Origin of the sequence: Leptolyngbya sp. GB1-A1, assembly GCF_039962475.1 — a bacterium.
GTDB lineage: Bacteria > Cyanobacteriota > Cyanobacteriia > Elainellales > Elainellaceae > Leptolyngbya_A.
This window is the reverse complement of the sequence record NZ_JAMPLI010000003.1, coordinates 164,530-188,808: the sequence shown is the minus strand read 5'-3', so window position 1 is coordinate 188,808 and position 24,279 is coordinate 164,530. Positions and strand designations below refer to the sequence as shown.

21 protein-coding genes are annotated in these 24,279 nt (G+C 50.2%); 8 read left to right on the top strand and 13 right to left on the bottom strand.

What is annotated here, in order from left to right:
* Window positions 1-6 precede the first annotated feature (6 nt).
* Entirely contained in the window at window positions 7-282 is a 276-nt protein-coding gene (locus tag NDI45_RS04680) for a MoaD/ThiS family protein (protein WP_190789776.1), read from the top strand.
* A gap of 427 nt (window positions 283-709) precedes the next feature.
* The gene (locus NDI45_RS04675) at window positions 710-1,327 is read left to right on the top strand and encodes a DUF1997 domain-containing protein (RefSeq protein WP_348246618.1); all 618 of its coding nucleotides are present in this window, start codon (window positions 710-712) and stop codon (window positions 1,325-1,327) included.
* 51 nt (window positions 1,328-1,378) lie between these two features.
* On the opposite strand, the gene NDI45_RS04670 is transcribed toward NDI45_RS04675, so the two are convergent.
* Window positions 1,379-2,062 (bottom strand): ribonuclease HII, encoded by a 684-nt coding sequence (locus NDI45_RS04670; protein ID WP_190793809.1) that lies wholly within the window; start codon window positions 2,060-2,062, stop codon window positions 1,379-1,381.
* Window positions 2,037-4,274 carry an Rne/Rng family ribonuclease gene (locus tag NDI45_RS04665; protein ID WP_190793808.1) on the bottom strand — a complete coding sequence of 746 codons (2,238 nt, stop codon included), beginning with the start codon at window positions 4,272-4,274 and terminating at the stop codon, window positions 2,037-2,039. The genes NDI45_RS04670 and NDI45_RS04665 overlap by 26 nt, the downstream gene beginning before the upstream one ends.
* A gap of 110 nt (window positions 4,275-4,384) precedes the next feature.
* On the opposite strand from NDI45_RS04665, the gene NDI45_RS04660 reads away from it, so the two are divergent.
* A complete protein-coding gene (locus tag NDI45_RS04660; RefSeq protein WP_190793807.1) occupies window positions 4,385-4,795 on the top strand; it encodes a hypothetical protein in 411 nt (136 codons plus the stop codon).
* Window positions 4,796-4,932: 137 nt separating this feature from the next.
* Here the strand turns inward: NDI45_RS04660 and NDI45_RS04655 are convergent, their stop codons facing one another.
* Window positions 4,933-7,626 (bottom strand): TIGR03960 family B12-binding radical SAM protein, encoded by a 2,694-nt coding sequence (locus NDI45_RS04655; RefSeq protein ID WP_348246615.1) that lies wholly within the window; start codon window positions 7,624-7,626, stop codon window positions 4,933-4,935.
* Between the two features lie 279 nt (window positions 7,627-7,905).
* The gene (locus NDI45_RS04650) at window positions 7,906-8,241 is read right to left on the bottom strand and encodes an STAS domain-containing protein (RefSeq protein WP_190793881.1); all 336 of its coding nucleotides are present in this window, start codon (window positions 8,239-8,241) and stop codon (window positions 7,906-7,908) included.
* Between the two features lie 686 nt (window positions 8,242-8,927).
* Between NDI45_RS04650 and NDI45_RS04645 the strand changes: the two genes are divergently transcribed.
* A complete protein-coding gene (locus tag NDI45_RS04645) occupies window positions 8,928-9,122 on the top strand; it encodes a hypothetical protein (RefSeq protein WP_190793880.1) in 195 nt (64 codons plus the stop codon).
* Window positions 9,123-9,207: 85 nt separating this feature from the next.
* Here NDI45_RS04645 and NDI45_RS04640 read toward each other — a convergent pair whose 3' ends face one another.
* Window positions 9,208-9,663 (bottom strand): hypothetical protein, encoded by a 456-nt coding sequence (locus tag NDI45_RS04640; protein WP_348246612.1) that lies wholly within the window; start codon window positions 9,661-9,663, stop codon window positions 9,208-9,210.
* Window positions 9,664-9,955: 292 nt separating this feature from the next.
* Between NDI45_RS04640 and pip the strand changes: the two genes are divergently transcribed.
* Window positions 9,956-10,903 carry a prolyl aminopeptidase gene (pip, locus tag NDI45_RS04635; RefSeq protein ID WP_348246610.1) on the top strand — a complete coding sequence of 316 codons (948 nt, stop codon included), beginning with the start codon at window positions 9,956-9,958 and terminating at the stop codon, window positions 10,901-10,903.
* Between the two features lie 45 nt (window positions 10,904-10,948).
* Here the strand turns inward: pip and NDI45_RS04630 are convergent, their stop codons facing one another.
* A complete protein-coding gene (locus tag NDI45_RS04630) occupies window positions 10,949-11,755 on the bottom strand; it encodes an alpha/beta fold hydrolase (RefSeq protein ID WP_199296769.1) in 807 nt (268 codons plus the stop codon).
* 26 nt (window positions 11,756-11,781) lie between these two features.
* Window positions 11,782-12,492, bottom strand: coding sequence for a lysophospholipid acyltransferase family protein (locus NDI45_RS04625; protein ID WP_190793876.1), 711 nt, complete (start codon window positions 12,490-12,492; stop codon window positions 11,782-11,784).
* A gap of 944 nt (window positions 12,493-13,436) precedes the next feature.
* Here NDI45_RS04625 and metG point away from each other — a divergent pair.
* From metG to lptC, 3 genes are all read left to right on the top strand, one after another.
* Entirely contained in the window at window positions 13,437-15,038 is a 1,602-nt protein-coding gene (gene metG / locus NDI45_RS04620) for a methionine--tRNA ligase (protein WP_348246607.1), read from the top strand.
* Window positions 15,039-15,142: 104 nt separating this feature from the next.
* Window positions 15,143-15,775 (top strand): NYN domain-containing protein, encoded by a 633-nt coding sequence (locus NDI45_RS04615; RefSeq protein WP_348246605.1) that lies wholly within the window; start codon window positions 15,143-15,145, stop codon window positions 15,773-15,775.
* Between the two features lie 83 nt (window positions 15,776-15,858).
* On the top strand, window positions 15,859-17,055 hold the full coding sequence (gene lptC / locus NDI45_RS04610; RefSeq protein WP_348246603.1) for an LPS export ABC transporter periplasmic protein LptC: 1,197 nt from the start codon (window positions 15,859-15,861) through the stop codon (window positions 17,053-17,055).
* Between the two features lie 25 nt (window positions 17,056-17,080).
* Here lptC and NDI45_RS04605 read toward each other — a convergent pair whose 3' ends face one another.
* The 6 genes from NDI45_RS04605 to NDI45_RS04580 all read right to left on the bottom strand — a co-directional run bounded on the left by NDI45_RS04605 (window position 17,081) and on the right by NDI45_RS04580 (window position 24,215).
* Entirely contained in the window at window positions 17,081-17,620 is a 540-nt protein-coding gene (locus NDI45_RS04605; protein ID WP_348246601.1) for a CHAP domain-containing protein, read from the bottom strand.
* 17 nt (window positions 17,621-17,637) lie between these two features.
* Complete coding sequence (locus tag NDI45_RS04600) at window positions 17,638-18,219, bottom strand: hypothetical protein (RefSeq protein ID WP_348246599.1); 582 nt, start codon at window positions 18,217-18,219, stop codon at window positions 17,638-17,640.
* A 122-nt stretch (window positions 18,220-18,341) separates the two neighbouring features.
* On the bottom strand, window positions 18,342-19,346 hold the full coding sequence (locus NDI45_RS04595; RefSeq protein ID WP_199296480.1) for a pentapeptide repeat-containing protein: 1,005 nt from the start codon (window positions 19,344-19,346) through the stop codon (window positions 18,342-18,344).
* Between the two features lie 24 nt (window positions 19,347-19,370).
* A complete protein-coding gene (locus NDI45_RS04590; protein ID WP_348246596.1) occupies window positions 19,371-20,735 on the bottom strand; it encodes a hypothetical protein in 1,365 nt (454 codons plus the stop codon).
* Window positions 20,736-21,253: 518 nt separating this feature from the next.
* Window positions 21,254-22,276 (bottom strand): tetratricopeptide repeat protein, encoded by a 1,023-nt coding sequence (locus NDI45_RS04585; RefSeq protein WP_190791405.1) that lies wholly within the window; start codon window positions 22,274-22,276, stop codon window positions 21,254-21,256.
* A gap of 487 nt (window positions 22,277-22,763) precedes the next feature.
* Window positions 22,764-24,215: an NAD(P)/FAD-dependent oxidoreductase gene (locus NDI45_RS04580; RefSeq protein WP_348246593.1), complete on the bottom strand. Its 1,452-nt coding sequence runs from the start codon at window positions 24,213-24,215 to the stop codon at window positions 22,764-22,766.
* Window positions 24,216-24,279: the final 64 nt, after the last annotated feature.

The following is a 24,279-nucleotide window of genomic DNA, read 5'->3' as shown; positions in this document are numbered from 1 at the left end:
ATAACTATGGCTGTTAAAGTTCTGATCCCGACTCCGCTGCAAAAATTTACTGCCGACCAAGCCACGATCGAATGTGAAGGACAAACGATCGCCGAACTGCTTGACTCTTTGGAGCAGAGCTTTCCCGGCATCAAAACCCGGCTCTGTGACGAGCAGGGTAATTTGCGTCGCTTTATTAACTTCTACGTCAACAGCGAAGATATTCGGTTCCTGGATGGACAGAACACCTCGCTGCAAACGGGTGATGAAGTCAGCATCGTTCCAGCAGTGGCAGGAGGCTAAGGACACCCAAGTCTTAAGTCTTTCGTTAAGGCAAGGGCTAAGCGATGAGTTACAGCAAGGCTCAAAAGGGGCGAAGAAACGCTTAACGGCGAAGAGGTGCCTCACTAAGCCGACGACCTGAATCTAGTTATTCATCAAGGAGGGTGCGCTCGCTGTGCCCTCTTTTGTGTTGCATGGATTCTAACTGAGCTACGTGCAAATCTTGCTGATCTTAATCGCTGAAGTCGAGAACAGTATGAGTTCCTCAGCGCTATTTAGTAAAGAAAGTTAAAGTAATCTCATTACATTCACTTAGGCAATTCCAGAATGACCATTGCTACGTCATATACTGCCTAAGAGCAAGGTTGCTTTTCGGGAAGAACTTTAAACTTTAGTAAAGTAACGGTCACAGCTTATCCTCACTCCCTCGTCTACCCATCTATCCCCCATGTTTGCCCGTTTTTCTGATTCTCAATCGGTTGAGTTAGCTGTTCCTAACCAACCCGTGCCGCTTCAGCATTATCTGCGTCAGCCGCAGCGACTTGTTCGTGCTCTGGTTGATCCAAGCCGAATTCAAATGTTGAGGCAAGATTGCTTTCGGCTGAAAATGCGTCCTTTAAGCTTTCTGATGCTAACGCTCCAGCCTACGGTAGACCTGCAAGTTTGGGCAGAACCAGATGGCAGTATTCGGGTGCAATCGATCGCTTGCGAAATTCGTGGGATTGAATACATCAACCAGCGATTCAGCCTGAATCTTACTGGAGTGCTGATTCCCGAACAGGACGGCGAAGTGACTTATCTACGGGGCAGAGCTAATCTGCAAGTACAGGTGGATGTACCGCCGCCGTTGATGCTTACCCCCCAGCCTATCCTAGAAGCAACTGGAAATGGTCTGCTTCACAGCGTTCTGCTAACTGTGAAACAGCGTCTAATGCATCAGCTTTTAGTGGACTATCGGGAATGGGCAGCGCAGCAAGGCAGGGAAACTTGGCACAACTCGCCTAATTCTCTGGCTCCCAACGGAGAACCATTTCCCATGGCCGGCAGCAAGCCTGAATTGGGATAAGCTTGAGGCAACGCGAAAATTCTGTCTCTTAGTGATTACGATACGTTAGCCCTAAAGTTGCTCCAAGGATAGATTTGATGCAGCACAAGGGCTAAACGATCGTCGATGCTGACGCGATGCGCCTTTCTGCTGAAGCGCAAGCCGATGCTTAACGGTGCCATAACCTTTATTAGATGCGAGGTCATAGCCGGAATATTTTGCGGCAAGGCGTAGGATCAGTGTGTCCCGCCAGACTTTTGCCACAATACTGGCTGCGGCAATTGCAAGCGATCTTTGATCCCCTTTAACGATCGCCTGCTGCGGTAAAACAAGCTGCGGCACACAGTGATTTCCGTCGATCAGGCACAAGTCAGGTTGCGGACTGAGCCGATCGACTGCGCGACGCATCGCGAGAAACGTCGCCTGCAAAATGTTGAGTCGATCGATTTCTTGCACTGAGGCAATCCCAATTCGACAATCAATTGCCACCGCTCTAATTTGCACTGCAAGTTCCTGTCGCTGAAAGGCAGACAGTTGCTTGCTGTCTGTGACCCCTGCTGCTGAAAGGCGATCGAGCTGATCAGTCGGGAGAATTACAGCTGCTGCCACTACAGGACCAAATAAAGCTCCTCGCCCAACCTCATCCACCCCTGCAACCAGACCCAGAGCAGAAGCAGCCTCCAAGTCTGGCAGCAGTAGATTGAGCTGTAGTGCAGAACTCTCTAGAGAATTAGCCGACATCCGAACTTGGGTCATCAGTCGCAACCAGGGAAGAGCGACGGCGACGGCGGCGACGAGTTGAATCCAGGCTGAGATCAGAATACCCCCCTTCGTCAGATTCAGCCGACTCAGCCGTGTATCCATTCGACTCAACTTCTGAAACCGAGGCTTCTGGTACTGCTGGCAACTCGTCCAAATCAGCCGAAACTTGCTCTGCTGGTGGAGCTACCGCTTCAGGAATCGTTGGTTGCTCCGGCAAACTGACTTCGCGTAAGCTAGCGGGGTCCTGACGAACTCGCTGTCCAGGCAGTGTGACTGCAACGACCGTAGACTTTAGATCTTTCACCGTCTCAGTTGAAAGTACTAGGGGCGAGATGCCCATTAGAGCATAAACGTCCTGTTCCTCAGGGGTCATTTCGACTGAGATTACCTGGGGTGGTTCTGCCAAGGGTCTTTCCCGGCGCGAAACCCGACTGCGATCGAGTTTTTCCGAGCGATTGTCCCGCTCTCGCACGCCGCGATTTTCTCGGTTTTCCCGACTATCTCGGTTTTCTCGACCGTCCCGACTATCTCGGCTATCTCGGTTTTCCCGGCTCTCTCGGTTTTCCCGACTATCTCGGTTTTCCCGACCGTCCCGACTGTCTCGGCTATTTAGAATCGGCGTTGCGATCACTTCTTCCAAAGGAGCAGGCTCCAGATCTAGCTCCGGCTCGACCCGTCCAACGGTTGGCTTCAACGTTGGTTCACCGACCTTGACTCGCCCACCCCGACGACGACGGCGATTATCTCCTCGATCGCCCCGGTCATTGCGGTCATTACGATCACCCCGATCGCTGCGGCTTCGCTCCCGATAGTCAGGATGATTAGTTAAGTTTAGTTCCTGCAAATCGGCAGCTGGATCTAAATCGGAATCATCAGCCGATCGCTCCCAGGTATCGCGGGCGACTGGACGGGATTCGGCTGTCGCAGGAATTCGCACCGGATCGAGCGGATCAGACAGCGCAACTTCTGTTTCGCCAGGTAGATGAACAGTATGACCCAAGCCACCGCACTGAGAACAGGTGCGCCCAAACAGTTCGTAGATATTTTGTCCTTGACGTTTACGCGTTAGTTCGACCAGTCCCAGTTCCGAGAGCTGAGCAATTTGAGGACGGGCTTTGTCTGCTCGCAGTGCCTTATTAAACTGTTCAAGCACCTGCAACTGATCGCGACGCGAATCCATGTCGATGAAATCGACAATAATGACTCCAGCAATGTTGCGAAGGCGGAGCTGTCGTGCAATCTCAGTTGCCGCTTCACTGTTCGTCCAAAGAACCGTTTCTCTTGCGGTCGCCGATCGGGTAAACGAGCCAGAGTTCACGTCAATTACCGTTAGGGCTTCAGTACGTTCGATAATAATATAGCCACCGGAGGGCAAATCGACCCTTGGCTTCAGAGCCTCCCGAATTGCCGCATTGACTCGGAAGTATTCCAAAATTGAGGTACGTTCACGGTGATGGTCAATCAAAATCCCTTGCGGCGATCGTCCTCCATTCCAGTTCGTCAGGTGTTGCTTAACACGCTTCAGCCCGGTATGCGAATCGACAACAATTCGGTTTACATCTGCGCTGTACACATCTCGCAGCACCCGCTGAATAAAGTCATCATCTCGGTTAAGCAAGCAGGGTGGACGAGAGGACAACGCTTCTTGTTGGATGCTTTCCCACTGTTTTTGCAGAGCTTCCAGGTCTTCTAAAATTGCTTCTTCGGGCATTCCTTCAGCTTCAGTTCGCACCAGTAGCCCCATTCCTGCGGGCTTAATGAGAATTGCTAATGCGCGAAGCCGATTCCGTTCTGCTTCGTTGCGAATGCGTCGGGAAAGGTTGACGCCTCGACCAAACGGCATTAGTACCAGATAGCGCCCTGGAAGGCTAATATTTCCGGTCAGCCGTGGACCCTTGTTTCCAGTCGGCTCTTTCATAATCTGAACCAGCACTTTCTGCTGAGGCGCAAGCAGCTCTGTGATCGAGCCTGCCGCCTTACGAAGCCGTAGCGGACCTAAATCGGAAACATGGATAAACCCGTTGCGTTCACTATCACCAATGTTGACAAAGGCTGCATCAATTCCTGGCAGCACATTTTCCACAACACCTAGGTAAATATCGCCAACCTGATGGGTTCCCTTTGCAACGATTAATTCTTGAATCTGATCTTCTGAAAAGACAGCAGCAATGCGGTGCTGCTCAGCGATAACAATTTGTTTTGACATTCAATTTCCTCAAAGTCTGGCAGCTTGGCAGCACTGGCTCCGTCATGCTACTTTCGCTGGAATAAATCAAAGAACGCCGCGTCAGCAAGCAGCCGTTCTGCAAAATACCTATGAAGTTCCTGCCAAAAGCGATCGATTTGACAGGAGAAGCCTTGATGAGAAATCAGCACACCCAATCAGTTGGAGAACTAACAACCGATCTTGAATGCCTGAATAGAAGAAACCTGAGTGAAAGGTGTCTGTACGGAAGAATCTGCTTGAAAGGAGCAGGATCTTACGTGAGCAAGGGAGTGAAAAGCTTTACAGAAGCAGACTTTACTCTGGGTCTGGTGCCGCTCGAATCGTTTTTAACCCTGAGTTTAACCCTAAGAGGTTTCGATTCGCTACGGCTTCTCTTAGTTACGCATTATAGCGCGATCGTCAATGCACGCATCAGTATGTTCAACGTTTTTTGGAAAATACTCAGCTTAGGAAATGGAAAAGGGCGGAAGTTGCAAAAAGGGAAGATTTCTCTGGAATGAGAATTTAACTAGCAGTCCTTCTTGCAAAATAGGCTTTTTCCGGCAGTTGAGGAAACCCAACACGCGGTCGATTGAATCCGCGGTCTTCGATCAACTGCTGTACGCAGGATTGCAAAAGTCAAGAAATCCTTAACCTTTCAACCATCCATCAAGAAAAGCTGACACCGATGAATGTGCAAAAGCCGAAACGATTGTTGAGTTACCTGCTCCAGCATTTGCACCAGATGTTCTGGACGCAGCAGAATTCCATCATTGCGGCAGCTTCCCACAAAACGCAGGATTACAGCATCCTCAAGGGATTGTTCCCGCCGCAGTCCCGGAATCGATCGATCGAGCAATTCGAGTTCAAAGAGCCGTTCCCGCAGATTAACTGACTTTTGCTTACCTGATTTCGTGGTTTGTTCGACCCACAAACTTTCCGCTTCCAAAACAGCTCGAATCCAGCCGTGCCAGTCAGACGCTCCCCCAGGCTGTGTTTCAGCTTCTTCAAAGAGAGGCACAACCGCGATCCAGTATTCTGCTTGCTCCATTGCATGAGTTGCCGCAGGCGCATTGAGGGCGATTGACTCAACGCTAAATACAGGCACCTCCGCAGGCAGTTGAGCACCGAACTTTTGCTGAAACTCTGCCGGGTTCATGGCTTCGGTCAGGTCGAAATCCACAATTTCCCCCAGACTGCTTGCACCTAGCGGTAACGCACTGGCGATCGAGATACGCGGACCCGGATGAAACCCGCCCGTAAAAGAAACCGGAATCGCAGCCCGCCGCACAGCGCGATCGAATAAACGCACAAGGTCTAAATGGCTTACCAGCGTCATGTCGCCCAGTTTGCCAAACTGAACGCGCATTCGCTGCGCCCGCTCCTGATTCGGCACAAATTGCCCCTGAAAGGCGGGAATGGGCGGCGGCGGCACGACAATGTTGTGTCCAAAGTCTAGACCGCAGACACCGCAGTGGGAGCAGCCCTCAAACGAGCAGTCTGGAACGATCGCAGCTTCCAATGCCCGCTGAAGGTCTTCTTTCAACCACTGCTTATCAATCCCTGAATCCAAATGATCCCAGGGAAGCGGCTGATTCAGCGTCTGCTCAGCCTGCAATGAACCCGCATCCCCAAAAACGTTCCACTCCCCGTTTTCGACCTGGCGATATTTCCAGGTGAGTTCAGAAGCAGCAATCGCCTGCGTCCAGGCAGCAAAAGCCCGATCGAGACTTTCCCACCAAGCGTCCATCCCGGCTCCTAACTCCCAGGCATGACGAATTACTGCCGCCAAACGCCGGTCGCCTCGCCCGACAAAGTCCTCCATTGCCGAGATGCGAACGTCAGTGAAGTTAGCTTTTACTCCCCGAATGGTGCGGAACTCTTGCTGAAGGAGTTTCTGCTTTCGGATGAGTTCAGCCGTTGCGACCGAGTGCCACTGAAAAGGCGTGTGAGGTTTCGGTGTGAAGTTTGAGATGGTGACATTAAAGCCAAGCGGCTTTCTACCCTTAATCTGACACTTTTGCTGAAGCCAACGCATCGTTTCAGCAATGCCCAAAACATCTGCGTCGGTTTCGCCCGGTAGGCCAATCATAAAGTAGAGCTTAACCCGATCCCAACCCTGCTCGTAGGCAGTTCTAACCCCGCGCAGCAGTTCTTCGTTAGTTAGCCCTTTATTAATAATATCTCGCATTCGCTGCGTGCCTGCTTCCGGCGCGAAAGTTAGCCCCGATTGCCGCGTTCCGCCCAGAATATTGGCGATATTTTCATCAAAGCGATCGACTCTCTGACTAGGCAGTGACAGCGAAATATTTTCACCCTGCAACCGATTTTTAATCTCAACGCCCACCGCGGGCAGTGCCAGATAGTCAGAACAGCTCAAAGACAGCAGCGAGAACTCGTTGTATCCGGTTGCCCGCATTCCCTGCTCGATCGCCTCTATGACCTGCTCCGGCTCTACATCCCTGGCTGGACGGGTAAGCATCCCCGGCTGACAAAAGCGACAACCCCGTGTACAGCCCCTCCGGATTTCGATCGTCAGACGATCGTGAACCGTTTCAATGTAGGGCACTAAACCAATCGAGTAGGCAGGCAAAGGCGTTGCCACCCGCCGCAAAACCCGGTCGGGCACATCAGGACGGCTGGGATGCACCGAGCCATCGGCTGCCATATCGTAAAACTGCGGCACGTACACACCGGGAACCTGTGCCAGATCCAACAAGATTTCTTCGCGGTTCAGTCCCGCAGCCTTACCTTCTTCCAGTACCAGACCGATCTCCGGCAGCAGTTCCTCCCCGTCGCCCAGCGCAATGAAGTCAAAAAAGTCAGCGTAAGGTTCCGGGTTTGAGGTTGCCGTTTGTCCGCCCGCAAAGATAAGCGGATAGCTGCCCTGCTCCACATTCCATCGGTTCTGATTAGCAGGTTGCTTCGCAGTTCCCCGAGAAGGTAATCGCTCTTTCCAGGTGAGAGGGATGCCTACTAAATCCAACATTTCCAGGATGTTGGTTGCTCCCAGCTCATAGCTGAGGCTAAAGCCCAAGACATCGAAATCGGTCAGCGATCGGCGTGACTCGACTGCAAATAGCGGGGTTTGAGTAGAGCGCAGTTTTGCTGCCAGATCGGGCGCAGGTAGATAGGAACGATCGCAGAGTTGCCGAGGCTGAGCATTGAGAATGCTGTAGAGAATGATGTGACCTAGGTTAGAAGCACCAACCTCATAAATTTCCGGGTAGGTAAGCACCCATCGGACTGCTGCGGCTTCCCAAGGTTTGTGAACCGCTCCCAGCTCATTGCCCAGGTAGCGAGCGGGCTTTAGGATTTCGGGCGTTAATAGCTGTTCAACTGCAACTGCCACGGTAAAGACAAGGAGTGACGATCGAGAAATTGAGAAAATCGCTGCGCGTCACCCCAAAAGGGGAACTGCTTCGCATCGACCTTCTCTTCCTGTTCACTATACCGGATTCAGGCTTAGCTCGTCGTCTAACAGAAGTCGTTTAGCAGAAATCGTTATAACAAAAATCGAACGACTCAATCTGCGAATGACAAACTGACTTGCAGGTGACCGGAGATGCACGAAGGATAGAAGGGCTTGTGAATGGCAAACTTAACGATCGTTTAACCTCAAACCGCTTTATCAGGCAGCCGTCAACTCGACCAAGGATTGTCCGTCCAAAATTTCAAAAACGCGATCGAGCTGGGTTAACTCAAAAACAATCCGTACAGAGGGAGAAATCCCAAATAGGATAAGCTGCTTACCAAGCTGCTGCGCTAGGGTCAGGGTCGAAACAAAAACCATGAGCCCTGCGCTATCAAGGGATTTAACGCCAGTCATATCAACTAACAAGTGTGAATATTCGATTGCGGTTACGGTTGCTGCAAGCTGCTTCTGCAAGGATTCAGCATTGTTGACGTTGATGTCGCCACTGGGCTGAACAACTACCTGTCGAGAGTATGTAAGGGTGCTGTGCATCATTCGATCCTGTCTGACTACAGATGGTTGAATTGAGACTCGAAGCTGGCTCTTGGAATGTACTAGACCATAACCTTGAAAATTTCTTGCATACTAGCCTGGAAGGAGAAATTTGCAGAATCTTTAACTGACAGGATTTCAGATTAAATCCTGATAGAATCACGCTTGTGCTGATGTATTGATAGTTACAAAAGCTGTCCGTACTTTATCTTGACTCTCCCTTTGTAACATTACTTGTCACACCAAGAACATCTGGTGCAACTCAACACCCAACACCTGTGGAAGGGTTGAGAAATGCCGCTTAAGGGAGAATCAGGAAATGGGAAATTAAGCCAAGCTGTTTGTTAGCCAGGCTAGCTTCATCACGACTTAATAGTGGATGAAGATCGATTAGGTGTATTCCAGCAGATAAAGAACTTTAGAAGTAACCATAGTTACTAATTTGGAAGTGGTTAAAGGTACATCTACCAACAGGAAGATTACTCACTTAAACAAACTTGATACCTTAGCCCAAATAACAGAATAAATATTTATCTGTTATTCTCCTGGTATAGTGCTTTGCAAAAGAGCATATCGTGATTTAAATCACAAAGTGGACAGCGTTGGATCATCGAAGTTGCAGCGGCGTTTCATGACAATGAAGTCCAGAGGTTGGTTTTTCCTACTTAACGCAGGACTTTCTAATAATGAAAACAACCCACGTAATTCGCCAGCTTGTTGCAAAGGCATTGCACATTAAGCAGCTCACTCCCGATATTGAAAATGAGATTAACTACGAGTTAACTCGTCTGGGCTACATCTCTGATGTGGACTATGAAGCACTGGAGCTGTTAATGGCGGAGATGGATGCTGGAAGGGTGCGGTTGGTTCCGAGCCCTTAGCAGAGGCTGCCTGCTCCTCAGGTCATCGCCTTGTATTCAACTGGTTTGCAAAGCAAGTCGTTCTGAGGGTTGCCATATCCGCAGTCTATTGCTTGTTTGTTTCTTCCCGATCGGGATTTGCATGATTCTGATTTGCAAGGCAAAGTGCCCGAATAAATTGCTGAAGCTGTTCTTGGGCGGAAGGATAGTGATGCTGCACAATCGCTTCATCCGAGGCTGAATAAGGTTTAGGTTTTAACCCGCTGAGCTTTGCCAGAACTGGAATCACCTCAGTATCCACTGCCATCTGAAACCAGGACAGGGGCAGCAGCAGATCAGATTCCTGCCGCAGGTCAACCAGCATTTCCAAGGCAATTTCGCTTGTCTGCCAATTGTCCCAGAGGGGGTGTTCTGCATCACTGAAGCCTCGGCTAAGTATAACCAAAGGACGTGCCCAGCAGAGCTGTCGATCGATCACCGTTTGAATCACCTCTGCATACAGACGCTTTTCTTCACACTCCAGAAACACGATTTGATGCGGTTGATACTCAACAAAGCTCATAGGCTGCGGTCAAAGGAAGATCTGCATTGGGCAGCGTTGGGGCGAGTAGCACATACTCTGATTCTAAACATACTCTCAGGGCTGCGTCGAAGTTCAAGAAGGCAGCAGGCAAAGGGTAGCAGCAGGCGCATCGGTCGATCGCTCAAGGTTTATTATTGCACTGCTTTGCCTTAAGGGAATTGTGGCTGAACCTTTAGCAGGGCGAGCGATTGCAAATCATGAAGTTTTGAAGTTCTACAAACAGGCTAATGTCTTCCGGTAGACTAGCCGTATGGGTTGATCAGAGGGAACAATGCGTGAACTGTATGCTGCGATCGAGCCATACACAACTGGCACACTCCAGGTTTCTGACCTGCACACTCTTTATTACGAAGAAGTAGGCAACCCTAACGGTAAGCCGATTGTCTTTCTACACGGCGGTCCGGGGGGCGGTATTGATCCAATTCACCGTCGGTTTTTTAATCCTCAGAAATGGCGCGTGGTGCTGTTTGATCAGCGAGGCTGTGGACGCAGTGTGCCCCATGCAGAACTCCGTGAGAATACAACCTGGCATTTAGTGAGCGACATTGAGCGACTGCGGCAGCATCTCAGCATCGATCGCTGGGTAGTGTTTGGCGGCAGTTGGGGCAGTACGCTATCGCTTGCCTATAGTCAAACTCATCCTGAAGCCTGTAAGGGGTTGATCCTGCGAGGTATCTTTCTGTTGCGACAAAAGGAGCTGTCCTGGTTTTATCAGGAGGGTGCAAGTTACTTTTTTCCTGATGCCTGGGAAGCTTACCTGAAGCCAATTTCCCCCACAGAGCGTCACAATCTCATCACGGCATACTATGAGCGGCTCACCAGCGACGATCGCGAGATTCGCCAGCAGGCAGCCCGTGCTTGGTCAGTGTGGGAAGCTTCGACCAGTAAGCTATTGCCCGATGTGGGCTTGCAGCAGCGATTTGGCGAGAATCAGTTTGCCGATGCCTTTGCCCGAATCGAGTGCCACTACTTTGTGAATAAGGGTTTTTTTGAACAGGAAAACCAGCTTTTAGATCAGTGCGATCGAATTCGACATCTGCCAGTTGTGATTGTGCAGGGACGCTATGACGTGGTTTGTCCGCCAATGTCTGCTTGGGATTTGCATCAAGCACTACCTGAATCCGAGCTAATCATGATTCCCGATGCCGGGCATTCCATGACGGAACCTGGTATTTGCCATGCGCTGCTTGAAGCAAGCGATCGGTTTGCAGAGCTGTAGTTCCAGACTAGGTTTTAGCTTGAGCTTAACCTCTAGCTTGAGTTTTTAACTCGAAAGCGTCGGTTGGGGAGGCTGTATGAGTCGAGAAGACTGCATCAGCTCATAGAGATTCACATCTTTTTCGAGCAGGCAAGCGTGACCGCTATCCGGCAGCACAATCATTTCCGCATTGGGCAGCAGATTGACTAAGCGACGGGCTTCTGAGACCGAGGGAAATAGCTTATCTTGGGCACTGGCAACGACAAGCGTTGGTAGCATAATGCCACGAAACTGATATTCACTCACGTAAAAATCGCGCAGTAGCGACTGTCGCCAAATGGACGATTGTTGCGTCACAAATCGCACTGCATCCAGCAACGCCTTCCGGTCTTCAGGCAGAATTCGGTCGAGCGATGCCAAGATTGTTAAAAAACTCAGCGTCGAGAGCTGATAGGTGTGTTCAGGCAGCAAGTGACTCAGGTAAGAACCCCAGTACACCCATGGACGCCGATTAAACGAAGAAGCTGGATTGACCAGAATGAGCCGATCGAATAAATGAGGCGCACGCAGAATCGTTTTAATCGCTAAACAGCCGCCAAACGACTCGCCGCAAAGATAAACAGGCTGATTTGGCTTTCGCTCTCTCTCCGCTTTCACCAGCGTGACGACTTGTTCCGCGAGCTGTTCCCATCCTGTCAAATCATCACCGGGGATTGATAAACACCGAATGTCAAACGCTTTCTCAACCCCAGCCACCTGAGCGCGGAAAAGCTGTCCGGTTCCATCCATGCCGGGTAGAAAGATAAATAGGGGTGCGCTGGGATTAAGTCGAGTCGGTGTACGGAAATAGGCGTGGGGCTGAGTGTCCGTCATAGGCGACATTAAGCTAATGCAGCAAATTAGTGCAACAGGCGATCGATTTCTTCACGGCAGTATTGGGTCAAATCAGCGACAACAGTTTTCGCCTGTTTTCCCTGGTAGCTTTCCCGCTGAGCAGGAGTCACCCACATGGGACGCCCCACAATCACATCTACTTTTTGATAAATCACCATTGGATGCCATCCAGGTTGGTCAAACAGCGGTTCCGATGGATCGAACCAGCTCAGCAGCTTCAGCGGGACTGCAACGTTATTGGTTTCGTCTTGAGAGGCGATCGCCACAGGCAGAATGGCTAAATCTTGAATTGGAGCACGCAGGGCAAGATGGGCGAATCCGCGCTGAAAGTTACCCACCTGATGTGGATCAGTGTGCTGCACCATTGGTTCAGTTCCTTCGGGGAAGATGCCGATTGCCTGCTGAGACTGAAGTAGTTGAATTGCCTGGTGAAAAAAGCCTTGCTGACGGTGATCGGGGGCATCAAGGGGAAAGCATCCTAACCGTGTCACAAACTCACGCATCAAGGGAACCTGACCCATATAGTGATGGCAGGCAAACCGGACCGATCGATCTAGCGTTGCCATCAGCAGAGGGGCGTCTAGAAAACTACGATGATTGCTGACGACGAGAACAGCACTATTTTGCGGAACACGATCGCGATGGTAAAAGAAGACGCGTGTCCCCAGCATATTGAGCAGCTGTTGAGAGATCAGCAGTGGGTTGTTAAACATCATGCTCCAGGAGGACTTGATTTAACTCTTGTAATATTAAGCAACTAAAGAAAGAGCGGTGCTGCCCACCGCGACCACTTTGGCAAAAAGCAGCTTCTGTAATTCATATCCTGACGCAACCTATGAGCTAATGCCCTCAACTAGGGGACGGATTTCGCCGATCGCGATTCAGCCTAATGAGCGACTTCTAGAGGATGAATGCAGTTCGATCAAGCGGAGCAGCACAGCTTGCTTTACACCTTGCAATGCACAGGAGATAGATTGAAAAACTGCTTAAACCGGAGCAGCTCGTCAAGGGCAGGTTTCTATTTGAGTCAGCGAACAAATCTTAAATGATTAAGGATTGAGTAAACTTATGTGAACAGCAAATGCTACCTTGGTATCGTGACCTGGCTTAGAAATTGTTTTAGAAGGATCAACCGTACTACATTTTCCCAATTCCAACTTAAGACAGGCTACCAAACCGCTACTTCGTTCACCTCTCAAGGTTGAGGAATTTAGGGAACGGTTCGGGCAGCCCTTACATGGCTCAATCAGACTCGCTTAATCAGACGCTTAGATTCGATCGATCGATTTATGCAGAATCTTCCTGGAATTTTCCCATCTGCAAGTTAAAGGCTAGCAGTTAATATTCTCTGAGGAAAATAACGGTATTGGAACTGAAAAGATGAAAAACAATTCATATCCAAAATAACGGCTCTTTACTCAGGAAAAATGCCCTTTAAGACCGATGAAACATTAATTGTTCAATTGTAGAAGTAACATACATTTGATTTACGACTTTTAGTAAAAGTAGAACTTTAAGCAGGAATTGTTACTTGTAGGCTTAACTTTAGTCAAAGATCTTGACCTGCTGAGAAGACTCAAGCAGCTTTCCCTTAATTAGGGATGAATCACAACAACCGTCGGGTATATTTGATAAATATTTTCAGGGTATTCTTTAATTTATGACCTTTAATACAAACCCTCAGGCTCCCTTTGCCATTACAACTCCGCTTTATTATGTCAATGATGTTCCTCATATAGGCAGTGCTTATACAACGATCGCTGCCGATGTTGCAGTTCGGTTTCAGCGACTCCTAGGCAAGCCTGTCTTGCTCATTACAGGAACGGATGAACACGGGCAGAAAATCCAGCGCACCGCAGAAGCCGCCGGACGATCGCCTCAAGAACACTGCGATTTAATTGTTGAAAGCTTCCTTTCCCTATGGGAACGGCTTAATATTCAGGTCGATCGCTTTATTCGCACAACCTCCCCCAAGCATGAGGCGATCGTCAAAGAGTTCTTTCAGCGCGTCTGGGATCAGGGTGACATTTACTTGGGGCGGCAGCAGGGCTGGTACTGCGTTTCCTGTGAGGAGTTTAAAGAGGAGCGAGAGCTGCTGGAGGGTCATCGTTGCGCCATCCATACCAATAAAGAAGCCGAATGGCGGGACGAACAAAACTATTTCTTCCGGTTGTCCAGTTATCAGGGTAAGCTAGAGCAGCTTTACCGCGATCGTCCCGAATTTATTCAGCCTGAGAGTCGGCGCAACGAGGTCTTTGCCTTTGTCGAGCGCGGCTTGCAAGACTTTTCTATCTCGCGGGTCAACTTTGACTGGGGCTTTCCGATTCCTGAAGACCCTAGCCATGTGATTTACGTCTGGTTTGACGCGCTGCTGGGTTATGTGACCGCACTCTTACAACCCGAAGACGCGCCGACGCTGGCAAACGCGCTGGCAAAATGGTGGCCCATCAATACCCATTTAATCGGCAAAGATATTCTGCGCTTTCATGCGGTCTACTGGCCTGCGATGCTCATGGCGGCAGGGCTAGAGGTTCCCCATCGGGTATTTGGGCACGGCTTCCTTACTAAGGACGGGCAAAAGATGGGCAAGAGCCTGGGGAATACGATCGACCCTGTTGCCCTAACCGATCGCTATGGCTCTGATGCCGTGCGCTATTACTTCCTGAAGGAGATCGAGTTTGGACGCGACGGCGACTTCAACGAAACGCGCTTTATCAACATCCTGAATGCAGATCTGGCAAACGACCTGGGCAATTTGCTCAATCGGACGCTGAAAATGGCACAAAAATACTGCCATGGACAGATCCCTAAACTTGATCCCGCCGCTATTCCAGAAGATAACCTGCTGCGATCGAAGGGTGAGGGGTTAGGACAGCAAGTGCAGGAAGCCTTTGAAAGGCTGGGCTTTAGTCAGGGGTGCGAAGCCGTTCTAATGCTGGTTCGCGTGAGCAACAAGTTCATTGACGAGCAGGCTCCCTGGACGCTCTACAAGCAGGGCAAACAAGCCGAAGTTGAGCAGGTACTTTATAGCGTTCTGGAAACAGTTCGCCTTAGTGCCTACTTGCTGTCACCGATTATTCCAGGATTGAGCAACGCGATTTATCAGCAGCTTGGCTACCAGGTTGATTTCAATCAAAAAGACACTGGAACCGTTGTGCCTTTTGCGGTGCATTCTCAATGGGGCATTTTATCGCCAGGGCAGGAGCTTGGTGCAGCGCAACCTGTTTTTCAGCGGTTAGAGCTGCCTGAGAACGCTGTTTGATTTTTCTGTTTTAGGATAGGAACGATCGCCTGTTTACAGGTAACTTATTAAGAATTTAGCTGATTTAATTTCCCCTTAATAAAATTTTTGAGGTTTAACAAATCATGTTCAGTAACAATAACCATCATGGCGAAAACAATTCTATATTCACACCGGAACAGGTTCTAGAAAATCGGGGAAGAGTTGCTATCTTTATCGATGGTTCTAATCTGTTCTATGCCGCTCTCCAGCTTGGCATTGAGATTGATTACACCAAGCTGCTTTGTCGTTTGACGGCGGGATCACGGCTGCTGCGATCGTTTTTCTACACCGGGGTCGATCGTACAAATGAAAAACAGCAGGGATTTCTCCTGTGGATGCGGCGCAACGGCTATCGCGTGATTTCTAAAGATCTGGTGCAGCTTCCAGATGGCTCCAAGAAGGCAAATTTAGACGTCGAGATAGCCGTTGATATGATGGCATTGGTGGGTTCCTACGATACGGCGGTTCTGGTGAGCGGCGATGGCGATCTGGCGTATGCCGTGGATGCGGTGAGCTATCGGGGAGTGCGAGTTGAGGTAGTGAGCCTGCGATCGATGACCAGCGACAGTTTGATTAACGTTGCCGATCGCTATATTGACCTTGACTCGATCAAAGAAGACATTCAAAAAACGCCGCGCCAGGGCTATACCTATCGTCCGCTCAGTGGCATTGGCTTGGTTGAGGAGCCAGAAGACAAGCCATCGTTTGAGCCGTAGCACGAGAATTCTGGGAGCTTTTTCCCGGGACAAGCGTCTGCTACATTCAGATTGCCAGGGCAAGATGCTGGATGGCATAAGCAATGCCGCCTGAGATCAAAGCCTGGGATCAAAACAAAGTCTGGGATCAAAAAAGCATGGGCTGGATAAAGACGATCGGGCTGCCTTGTGTGCTGCTGGTGTTGCTTGGGCTGGGAAGCTGTCGGCAGGAGAGCCGCGGCGCAAACCGGTTGGCAGAAGACACAGCCGCCGCGCAGCAAGTTGATCCCAACCTCACGTTTAACAACATTACGCTGGAGCAGCCCGATGAAAAAGGACAAACCCTCTGGAAGGTGAGGGCAAAACAGGCAGTCTATACGCCCGATAAGCAGCTCGCAAAAGTTCAGAGTCCGAGCGGTGAACTGTATCAAGATGGCAAACCTGCCTACAAGATTCAGGCAAAAGAAGGGGAAATTCGACAGGATGGCAACCGCATTTTTCTGCGCGGCGATGTCGTTGCAACCGATGTTGAGAGTGGAGCAGTGATGCGCGGTAACGAGCTGGAGTGGCGACCCAAACAAGATCTGATGATTGTGCGCGGCAACCTGCGCGGAACCCATCCAAAGTTGATCCTCAGCGCAAATGAGGGCAGAGTTCAGCGACGACAGCAGCGCGTTGAGCTATCGGGCAATATTTTTGCGGAAACACGCGACGAACCGAAGCTCAAGCTTCAGGGAGAGAAGATGGTATGGCTAATGCAGCAGGATCGGCTGGTGAGCGATCGCCCCGTCCAGGCGCAGCGCATTGCCAATAATACACAAGTTACCGATCAGGCAAACGGAGACACCGCAGAAGTGCTAATCGGCAGCCGTGTCGCTACCCTTCGCAAAAATGCCCGTGTGCTCACCGTCGATCCGCCCCTGCTGGTAACAGGCAACTCGCTGATCTGGAATCTGAAACGGCAAACGATCGAAGCCGATCAGCCCGTGACCGTGGTGCATCAGCAGGAGCAAACTACCCTGACTGCCGATCGCGCCAGAATGGACTTAGAACCAAGAGTGGCTCGCTTTACGGGTAATGTTCGGGCGATCGGGCAGCGCAATGACTCTGATCTGGCATCCGATACCCTGGTCTGGACGATCCCCACCCAGCAGCTCGTGGCAGAAGGCAATGTCGTTTACAACCAGGCAGATCCACCTGCTACGGTACGTGGTCCAAGAGCAGTAGGTCGATTGCAAAACCGGACAGTGGTGGTCAGCGGTGGGCGAGTGGTAACGGAGATTGTGCCGCCTAATCCTTAACCATCAGCGCTAAAAACCATCAGCGCTAAATTAGCCGAATGTATCCGTTGATATGCTGATCAAAAGGTCGGTGAAAAATCCCCGATCGATTATTCACATTGCCTTCAGCAGTTATGATTTCTCCCGATCGCTTTACCACAATCCCAATGTGATCGAGCGCAACGGGTTCAAGCAGGCGATCGAACAGCACAATATCGCCTGATTTGGGTTCAAAGTCAGAGCGGTTTGCTGAGCAATAGAACTGATTTTCGAGAAAGTTTGCCCATTCGTACCACAGGCTGACAAATCCCAGCGTTGAACGACGATCGAGAATGGGCTGAATCGGCGGAGAAAAGCCTGACTGAAGACAGCAGTAGTAAACAAAAGCACAGCACCAATCAAAACCGATCGTCTTGTCAGAATATTTTGTGGTGCAAGCGATCGCGTTGAATTCTGCTCGAAAAACATTCAGGTATCGCTCGATTTCTGCTCCAGCTTTTTGTTCATTGCCCTGCCGCCCTACCTTTCCTTCTTGGTAAGCAATTTGGGCAAGCAATGCCCGTTTTTCTGCTGCCGTATGGGTCAAAGAGAGTTCATCCTTGCTTAAGTTCGACTATTGTCGCCTTTTGCTTTATCTGCTTTATCCGCTGCTTTATCTGCTTTAGCCGTCTTGGGATTTGACTTTTCGACAGTAGCAGATTCGCCGTAGAGCGCCTGGTTCAGCAAATCGCGGGCCGCTTCTGCCTGAGGAAGAGAAGATTGCAGCTTAATGTGATTTTGTGCAAAAACTTTCAGCGTTTTGAAGCCCTGCTTCAGGCTATCAATCTCTTCTTCCTCAACGGGTTCGCTGCCAAACAGTAAGCGATTGATCACGTCGTACACTTCGAGCGCAGCCTGCCGGTCTTTTTCCAGGTCAATCTTAAGCAGTGCCAGATTAGAAAGGGTTTGGACGGCTTGCAGCACTTCGTTGTTTTCGTCTAAGGCTTGCGGCTGGTTCATTTTACTGCTATCAACTTCAATAAAGTCCGAAGGATCTACCCCATTGGGGAACGCATCAGCCGGGATCTCTTCGTTCTCAATCCGGTGGTGAAGCTGCTCCATCGCCTGCTGACGGGATTTCTCGGAATCTTTGCCACGAACAGAAAAGATTAGATCGGGGCGTTCTGGAAGGGTATAAGCAACCATATTTTTAACTGGAGTGATTTGTTTATCTATAGATCTAGTGTACTAAATCCATAGACTTTTCCTTAAGCTAAGTAATTGTAGAAGTTTAATACCCATTCCCGAAAGTTGGGTGATAAATAATGTCAGGGATGAGGGCTACCGTCCGGCATTGTTGCCCCCTGTAAAATTGCCCCTTGCAAATTGGTGCTGCTTAACTCGGCTCTGGTCAGGTTGGCATTTGCTAAATTCGCCTGCATCAGATTCGCTCTGGCAAGGTAGGCGTCCACAAGCTGGGCCTCGCACAAGATTGCCTGCCAGAAATTAGTACGGCTCAGGTCGGCGCGAGGTAGACGGGCGGCAGTGAGATTTGCTTTTGCCAGATGAGCGTTGGTCAGTTTGGTATCTGCTAGCAATGCCCCTTGCAGGCTGACGCTTGCCATATCTGCCTCAACCAGGATCGATCGCTCCAGACGGGCATTAATCAGCGATGCACCTCGTAGAATCGATCGCGTCAGATTGGCTTCGGTCAGAGAAGCATTGTGTAGATTTGCCTCAGTCAGGTCAGCATTGCTCAAATCAACTCCGCGCAGGATTGCCTCACTTAAATCTGCGCCGCGCAGATCAACTCGCGACAAATCCGCTCCGGTCAGGTTTGCGCCGCGCAAATCAGCTTTTCTCAGCGTAGCTCCGCGTAGGTTCACCGTGTAGCGATGATTCTCTTGGCGCAGGTTTGCCCCGCGCAAACAGACTCCGGTTAAATTTGCGCCGCCAAGCTGAGCATTTCGTAGATCTGCATTCTGTAGATTCGCATCCAGCAGGTTAGCCAGCGATAAATCCGCACTGCGAAGGTCTGCTCCTGCAAGAATGGCTCCATGCAGGTCAGCGTCTTTGAGAATCGCGCCTGTAAGTTCTGCTTGGGTCAGGTTTGCGCCGCTCAGCTTACTGGCAGTCAGGTTTGCCTTGCTCAGCTTCGCTCGGTTGAGATAGGCAAATCGCAAAACGGTACGCTGGAGGTCTGCCTGGCTGAGATCAATCCCAATCAAATCCGCTTCAGCCAAATCCGATAGTGCCAGCCGTACCCCATTAAAGTTCGTTTTGCCTACACCATACTGCCTGAGCAGATCGGCTGCTTTGATAGCTTCATTCATAGGTTGGTTCGGTGATAGGGTTGATCATCTCAGCCGATCGCCGTCAGGGAAGACAGATGGAGATGGAGATGGAGATGGAGTGGGAGCAGTCTGAGTGGGAGCCGCAGTATGGGGCAGGGGACTGGTAAGCTGGGAAAACTCCGGCTGAGTGGCTCCTGAGGCATCACCATTCGCAGGCAGAGCAGATGAGCCAGACGAAAACTGTTGGACTGCTTGTAGCAATGCATCGATTGATGGCTGATAAGCCTGGGGATTAGGCAATTGTTTAACAATTTGACCCAGCGCAGTGTTGAGGTAAGCCGCCTGACGATAGGTCTGCATTGTCATTTTCAGGAGGTCATCGAGATCGTAGTCTTTCAGGATGCCTTCGTGCTGCTGTAGCTGAAAGGGTTCGTGCAGCAAAGAAAACAGCAAAATTTTTGTGCGAAGTGGATTGCTTGCCTGCACAACGCTCTGTCGCAGACTAAATCGTTCACTCAACCTCAGGTTCGATGGCTTCAAGTCACTTCCCTGCAAGTCACTTCCCTTAGAGGAAGCCAGGGTTTTGCCTGCGATCGCAGAAGATCCACCATTCGATCGCTTGTTTTGTTCATGCAGTAACGCGGAGAGTGCGGCTGTTGCTTCTGCAATAGTCGAAAATTTTGTGCTACCAGAGCGAGAATTCAAGCTGCTCGTTGCGTCCTCCTCAAAGCACTCCGCCTGAGTGTCCTCCAAAACCGTTGGTTCTGCTGCGACGGTTTCAGAGTCGAAATAAAGAGGCTGGAAAGCTTGAATCAAACGATCGGCAAGCAAGCGATATTGGGCGGATTTGCTCAGCGTTTTCACTACGTTCTCAAGCAGAACACAAAGAACTGTTTTGGTTGGCGTCAGGCTGTGCAGCGTTTGGATAAGCGGCAGAAGCGGTGTTTGCTCTATTGTTTTTCGATCGGACTCCCACTGATGAGTACAGGCGAGGATGAGCAGTTTCTTCAGGCGCAGTGGCTCTGGATCGATCGTGAGCTGTTGGGCAATCGCCTCGTAAATTTGAGGATCTACCGTAGGAATGAGCACGGCGTCCAGATAAATGGGTTTCAGCAAGCCGAGGAGGGTATGGGCAACCAGGATATACTCTGCTGGTCTGTTGAGATGATGTGCTGCCTCTGTTAGACGGGTTTGCAGTTCCTGCCAAGTGGGAGCCAGCGATCGCAGGGTGTGAAGCAAATCGGAAAACTGAACTGCCTCTAATCGAGCTGTGTCACTCTCCCAGGTTCCAGTGCAGCTATAAATCAGCAGCTTTTTGAACCGGAGGCTTTGTGAGTCTTGCGCTAAAGCTTGCAATACTTTAGTTGCCTCAGCTTCACTGGCATGACCGGAAGTAGGAACTGTCGAAACAGAAGAAACGGGAATCATGCGCGGGATACAAGCAAGGAATTAAGATGCAGACTGACAGCATTAGAATGCCCATTACCCCAATCTAGGGATGCGCCTGGTTAATGTTATTTTTATCAAGACTAAATTAACTATCTCAGCGGAACTACGGCAATACGAGAATGCTAGCGTTCAAGACGCAATTACCCCAGAGGAACAGGTTTCGCAGTTGAGTGCAGTTTGCCGCAGAACCACTGGTTGGCCACAGAACTACTAAGGACGCGAGAGGGCTTGTAGCAAAAAGTCTGTCAGTACACGGATAAATCGGGCTGCATAAACGCGATCGAGGAACTGAAGCGTAGGCGATCGTCAGGATACAAACCGTGAGCCAAACCAAACGTGAATCAAAAGTGTGAAACAGAACTGTGAGATAAAACTCTGAGATAAAACAAAAAAGGTAGGCTCAAAACCTACCTCGATGAGACGAATTTTATGAAACTAATAACGAATCAGAAGTTTAGGTAAGGTAGACCGCGTCTACCCTGAAGAGATTCCAGCCCTTAGAGCGCATCCATTAAGCGTTTAACCCGCTCAACAAGAGGCTTGTGCTCAATTTGTTCGCTCAACTTACGAGCATCTTTGTAGTAGGACTGTGCCCATTCTTTCTGGTTCATCGTGGCATAAACCGAGCCAATGTTGAGTAGGGTTGAGATTTCGCCCAAACAGTCACCCAAATCCCGGAAGCGGTTAATGGCTTTGTTATAGAAGCTGAGTGCTTGCTTGCGTTCGCCCAGCAGACTGTAGGTAAAGCCGATGTTGTGCAGCGTATTTGCCTCGCCCGATCGATCGCGCATTTCTTTGCGAGTCAGCAGAATCTGGTGATACAACAGCAGTGCTTCTTTCGGTTGACCCATATCGCTGTAGATCGAGGCAATGTTGTTGAGAGTAGTCGCCTCGCCCGAAAGGTTTTTGATTGCCCGCTGGATCGATAGAGCCTCCTGGAAAAAGCCCAGGGCTTGCTCTGACTTGCCCATTGCCGTGTAGGCAAAACCAATGCCGTTGAGGGTAGTCGCTTCACCAGAGAAGTCGCTCAACATTCGACGCATTGCCAGAATTTGATAATGCAACAGCAGGGCACGCTTCGGCTCATCCAACTTAGTATGAATCAGAGCAATATTGTTCAACGTCGAGATTTCGCCCTGCGTGTCTCCCAGGCTCTTGAAAATAGGCAGTGCTCGGCTAAAAAATTCTAGAGCCAACGATAGCTGTCCGAGATGATTGTAGGAGGAGCCAAGATTGCAGTAGCTCGTTGCTTCGCCCTGGTTATCGCCCAGTTCCTGAGTGCGTGAAAGTCCCTGATAGAAGAATTCAAGGGCCTTTTGAGGCTGCCAGCAGTGAATGTAGGCTAAGCCAACATCGTTGAGCGCATGACCTTCTCTGGTGCGGTCTTGCATCTCTCTAGAAAGGCGGAGATTTTGTCTGGAAAGATCGAGATATTCTTTATATTTTCCCTGCTTGTAGAAGGCGTTTGCCTCTGTACGGCGGGTTTCCCATTGCTGAAGCTGACCAAGTAACTGCGCCATCGGGGTTTCGTGAAGATTCATCAGGTGGACTGGATTGCGGTACGGTGACTACTCTAAGGTAGCCATACTGATGACTAAATTACTCCCCCAGTTAGGGAAGCTTATCTATCATTCTCTACCTTTTGGTACAGGACGTAAAGCGGCAAATATGCTGAACTCTTAGACTACTTTTTCAGTGGGATTCGCAGAACTGATACTCTCACTTCATCAGAGAATTTTAGGTATAGATTTCAAGCCGTTTTAATTGAAAGAACTAATCAATATTCAGAAAAAAATAGGCTGATTCTCTAGAAAAGAAGCTGAGCTTTAGTTTTGCGCTGATCGCATTACTTTAGCCAGATAGAAACTTAGCCGAGCCCGAAACACAATACCCACTATGCTGCTATTCGAAGTACGTGTGAGCAGGTTGTTCCTTTATACGTGTGGCGAAGCGATGACGCCGTTGAAGGGGTTGAGAAAAATCCGTTGATGTGACTCAAAAAATGACTTATGAAGACCAGGAACGACGGAGATCAAAATAGCGATCGAGCCAGGTGCGCTGTCCGGTCGTTAATCTCTGGTATCGCCAGGTATAAGTCAGGGCATGAAGCATCTCTGCAAACGTGGGGGATGGAATCGGCAGCTGCGCCAATTGCGCCATCGACAAGTTTTGCTGCATTGCCAGCGTCAGAATACTGATCCATTCACTTGCCTGAGGTGAAACGATCGTTGCCCCCAGAATTTTACCGTCCTGCCGCAGGATAAGTGTGCAGAAGCCAGCCATTTCTTCTTGAAGATAAGCTCTGGTGATCGTCTGGGTCGAAGTCGTCAAGATCCGCACCGCTTTGCCGTAAGTTCGTCTGGCTTTTATCTGATTCATGCCCACCTGAGCAATCTGCGGATCAGTAAACAGCGTCCGGGGCACAAGGTGAGACTGAACCTTTCGCGGCGATAGAAACAGCGCATTATGCAGAACGAGATCGGCTTCTTCCCGAACCAGCTGGGGCAGCGCGAATCCGCCTAGAGTTTCGCCGCAGGCATAAACACGCGGATGGGTCGTCTGGAGTCTACGGTTAACTGTTACCCCGTCTGGAGCCCACTTCACCCCGATCGCTTCTAGCTTCAGGTGCGCCAGATCGAGCCGTCTTGCTGTTGCTAGCAATAGCAGATTTGCTTCAATGCAGTGCGCTTTTCCACTTGCATCCTGTCCATAGAGCCGAATGCCAGAGTTCGTTGTCTGAACCTGTTCGATGCTGACTCCGGTAAAGAGCGAAACTCCTTCGGCTTCAAGCTGCGCCTGGATGAGCCGGACTGCTTGCGGATCAAATTGGGGCAAAAACCGTGATTGAATCAGCGTCACCTGTACGCCAAGCCGCTGAAGGATCTGGGCGAATTCGATCGCCTGCGGGTCGTCTCCCAGAATTGTAATTCGTTTGGGCAGCGTTTCTCCCTTAAACTCAGCCAGTGCATCCAGCGTTAAAACAGTAGCTCCGTCCAGTCCAAGAATTGCAGGATAGATCGGTAGACCGGGCAGTGCCAGCAGGTAGGCCCGCGATGAGAGCGATCGTCCGTTCACCCGGTAGCCCAGGCGCGGTAGTCGGTGAAACTCACCCTGCCCCACAATTACGTCTACTCCTGCCGCCGCAAGCTGATCGAGGGACTGCTGCTGCTGGATCATTCGCGTTTCGGTCAGTATTGGAGCAGTTTGAGCAGCAAGGTTGAGCAGTTCGGGGGGGGAGGTGAGCCGAGCAGGGTGGGGCATTTCTTGTGATCGGGGCAACTGCTCTATCCGATAGCTCAGGTTTGCCCATTCGCTCAACAGCATCCGAAAATTATCAGTCCCTCGAGGCGGCTGTGGCTCCACTAAAGCAACCTGCGCCTGAAATCGACAGGCAAGCGCGGCAACCGATCGGGCAACGGTCGTACCGCCCAAAATCACAAGGTCATAGTCTACAGCCATGAGCAGATCAAGATGCAGGATGGGGCAGAACGACAGTTACTTCTAAACCGGTTACTTCTAAACC

Excerpts from the sequence above, each read along its gene's own strand:
- NDI45_RS04680 (WP_190789776.1), top strand. The coding sequence starts at position 7 with ATGGCTGTTAAAGTTCTGATCCCGACTCCGCTGCAAAAATTTACTGCC.
- NDI45_RS04675 (WP_348246618.1), top strand. The coding sequence starts at position 710 with ATGTTTGCCCGTTTTTCTGATTCTCAATCGGTTGAGTTAGCTGTTCCT.
- NDI45_RS04670 (WP_190793809.1), bottom strand. The coding sequence starts at position 2,062 with ATGACCCAAGTTCGGATGTCGGCTAATTCTCTAGAGAGTTCTGCACTA.
- NDI45_RS04665 (WP_190793808.1), bottom strand. The coding sequence starts at position 4,274 with ATGTCAAAACAAATTGTTATCGCTGAGCAGCACCGCATTGCTGCTGTC.
- NDI45_RS04660 (WP_190793807.1), top strand. The coding sequence starts at position 4,385 with ATGAAGTTCCTGCCAAAAGCGATCGATTTGACAGGAGAAGCCTTGATG.
- NDI45_RS04650 (WP_190793881.1), bottom strand. The coding sequence starts at position 8,241 with ATGCACAGCACCCTTACATACTCTCGACAGGTAGTTGTTCAGCCCAGT.
- NDI45_RS04645 (WP_190793880.1), top strand. The coding sequence starts at position 8,928 with ATGAAAACAACCCACGTAATTCGCCAGCTTGTTGCAAAGGCATTGCAC.
- NDI45_RS04640 (WP_348246612.1), bottom strand. The coding sequence starts at position 9,663 with ATGAGCTTTGTTGAGTATCAACCGCATCAAATCGTGTTTCTGGAGTGT.
- pip (WP_348246610.1), top strand. The coding sequence starts at position 9,956 with ATGCGTGAACTGTATGCTGCGATCGAGCCATACACAACTGGCACACTC.
- NDI45_RS04630 (WP_199296769.1), bottom strand. The coding sequence starts at position 11,755 with ATGACGGACACTCAGCCCCACGCCTATTTCCGTACACCGACTCGACTT.
- NDI45_RS04625 (WP_190793876.1), bottom strand. The coding sequence starts at position 12,492 with ATGATGTTTAACAACCCACTGCTGATCTCTCAACAGCTGCTCAATATG.
- metG (WP_348246607.1), top strand. The coding sequence starts at position 13,437 with ATGACCTTTAATACAAACCCTCAGGCTCCCTTTGCCATTACAACTCCG.
- NDI45_RS04615 (WP_348246605.1), top strand. The coding sequence starts at position 15,143 with ATGTTCAGTAACAATAACCATCATGGCGAAAACAATTCTATATTCACA.
- lptC (WP_348246603.1), top strand. The coding sequence starts at position 15,859 with ATGCCGCCTGAGATCAAAGCCTGGGATCAAAACAAAGTCTGGGATCAA.
- NDI45_RS04600 (WP_348246599.1), bottom strand. The coding sequence starts at position 18,219 with ATGGTTGCTTATACCCTTCCAGAACGCCCCGATCTAATCTTTTCTGTT.
- NDI45_RS04595 (WP_199296480.1), bottom strand. The coding sequence starts at position 19,346 with ATGAATGAAGCTATCAAAGCAGCCGATCTGCTCAGGCAGTATGGTGTA.
- NDI45_RS04590 (WP_348246596.1), bottom strand. The coding sequence starts at position 20,735 with ATGATTCCCGTTTCTTCTGTTTCGACAGTTCCTACTTCCGGTCATGCC.
- NDI45_RS04585 (WP_190791405.1), bottom strand. The coding sequence starts at position 22,276 with ATGGCGCAGTTACTTGGTCAGCTTCAGCAATGGGAAACCCGCCGTACA.
- NDI45_RS04580 (WP_348246593.1), bottom strand. The coding sequence starts at position 24,215 with ATGGCTGTAGACTATGACCTTGTGATTTTGGGCGGTACGACCGTTGCC.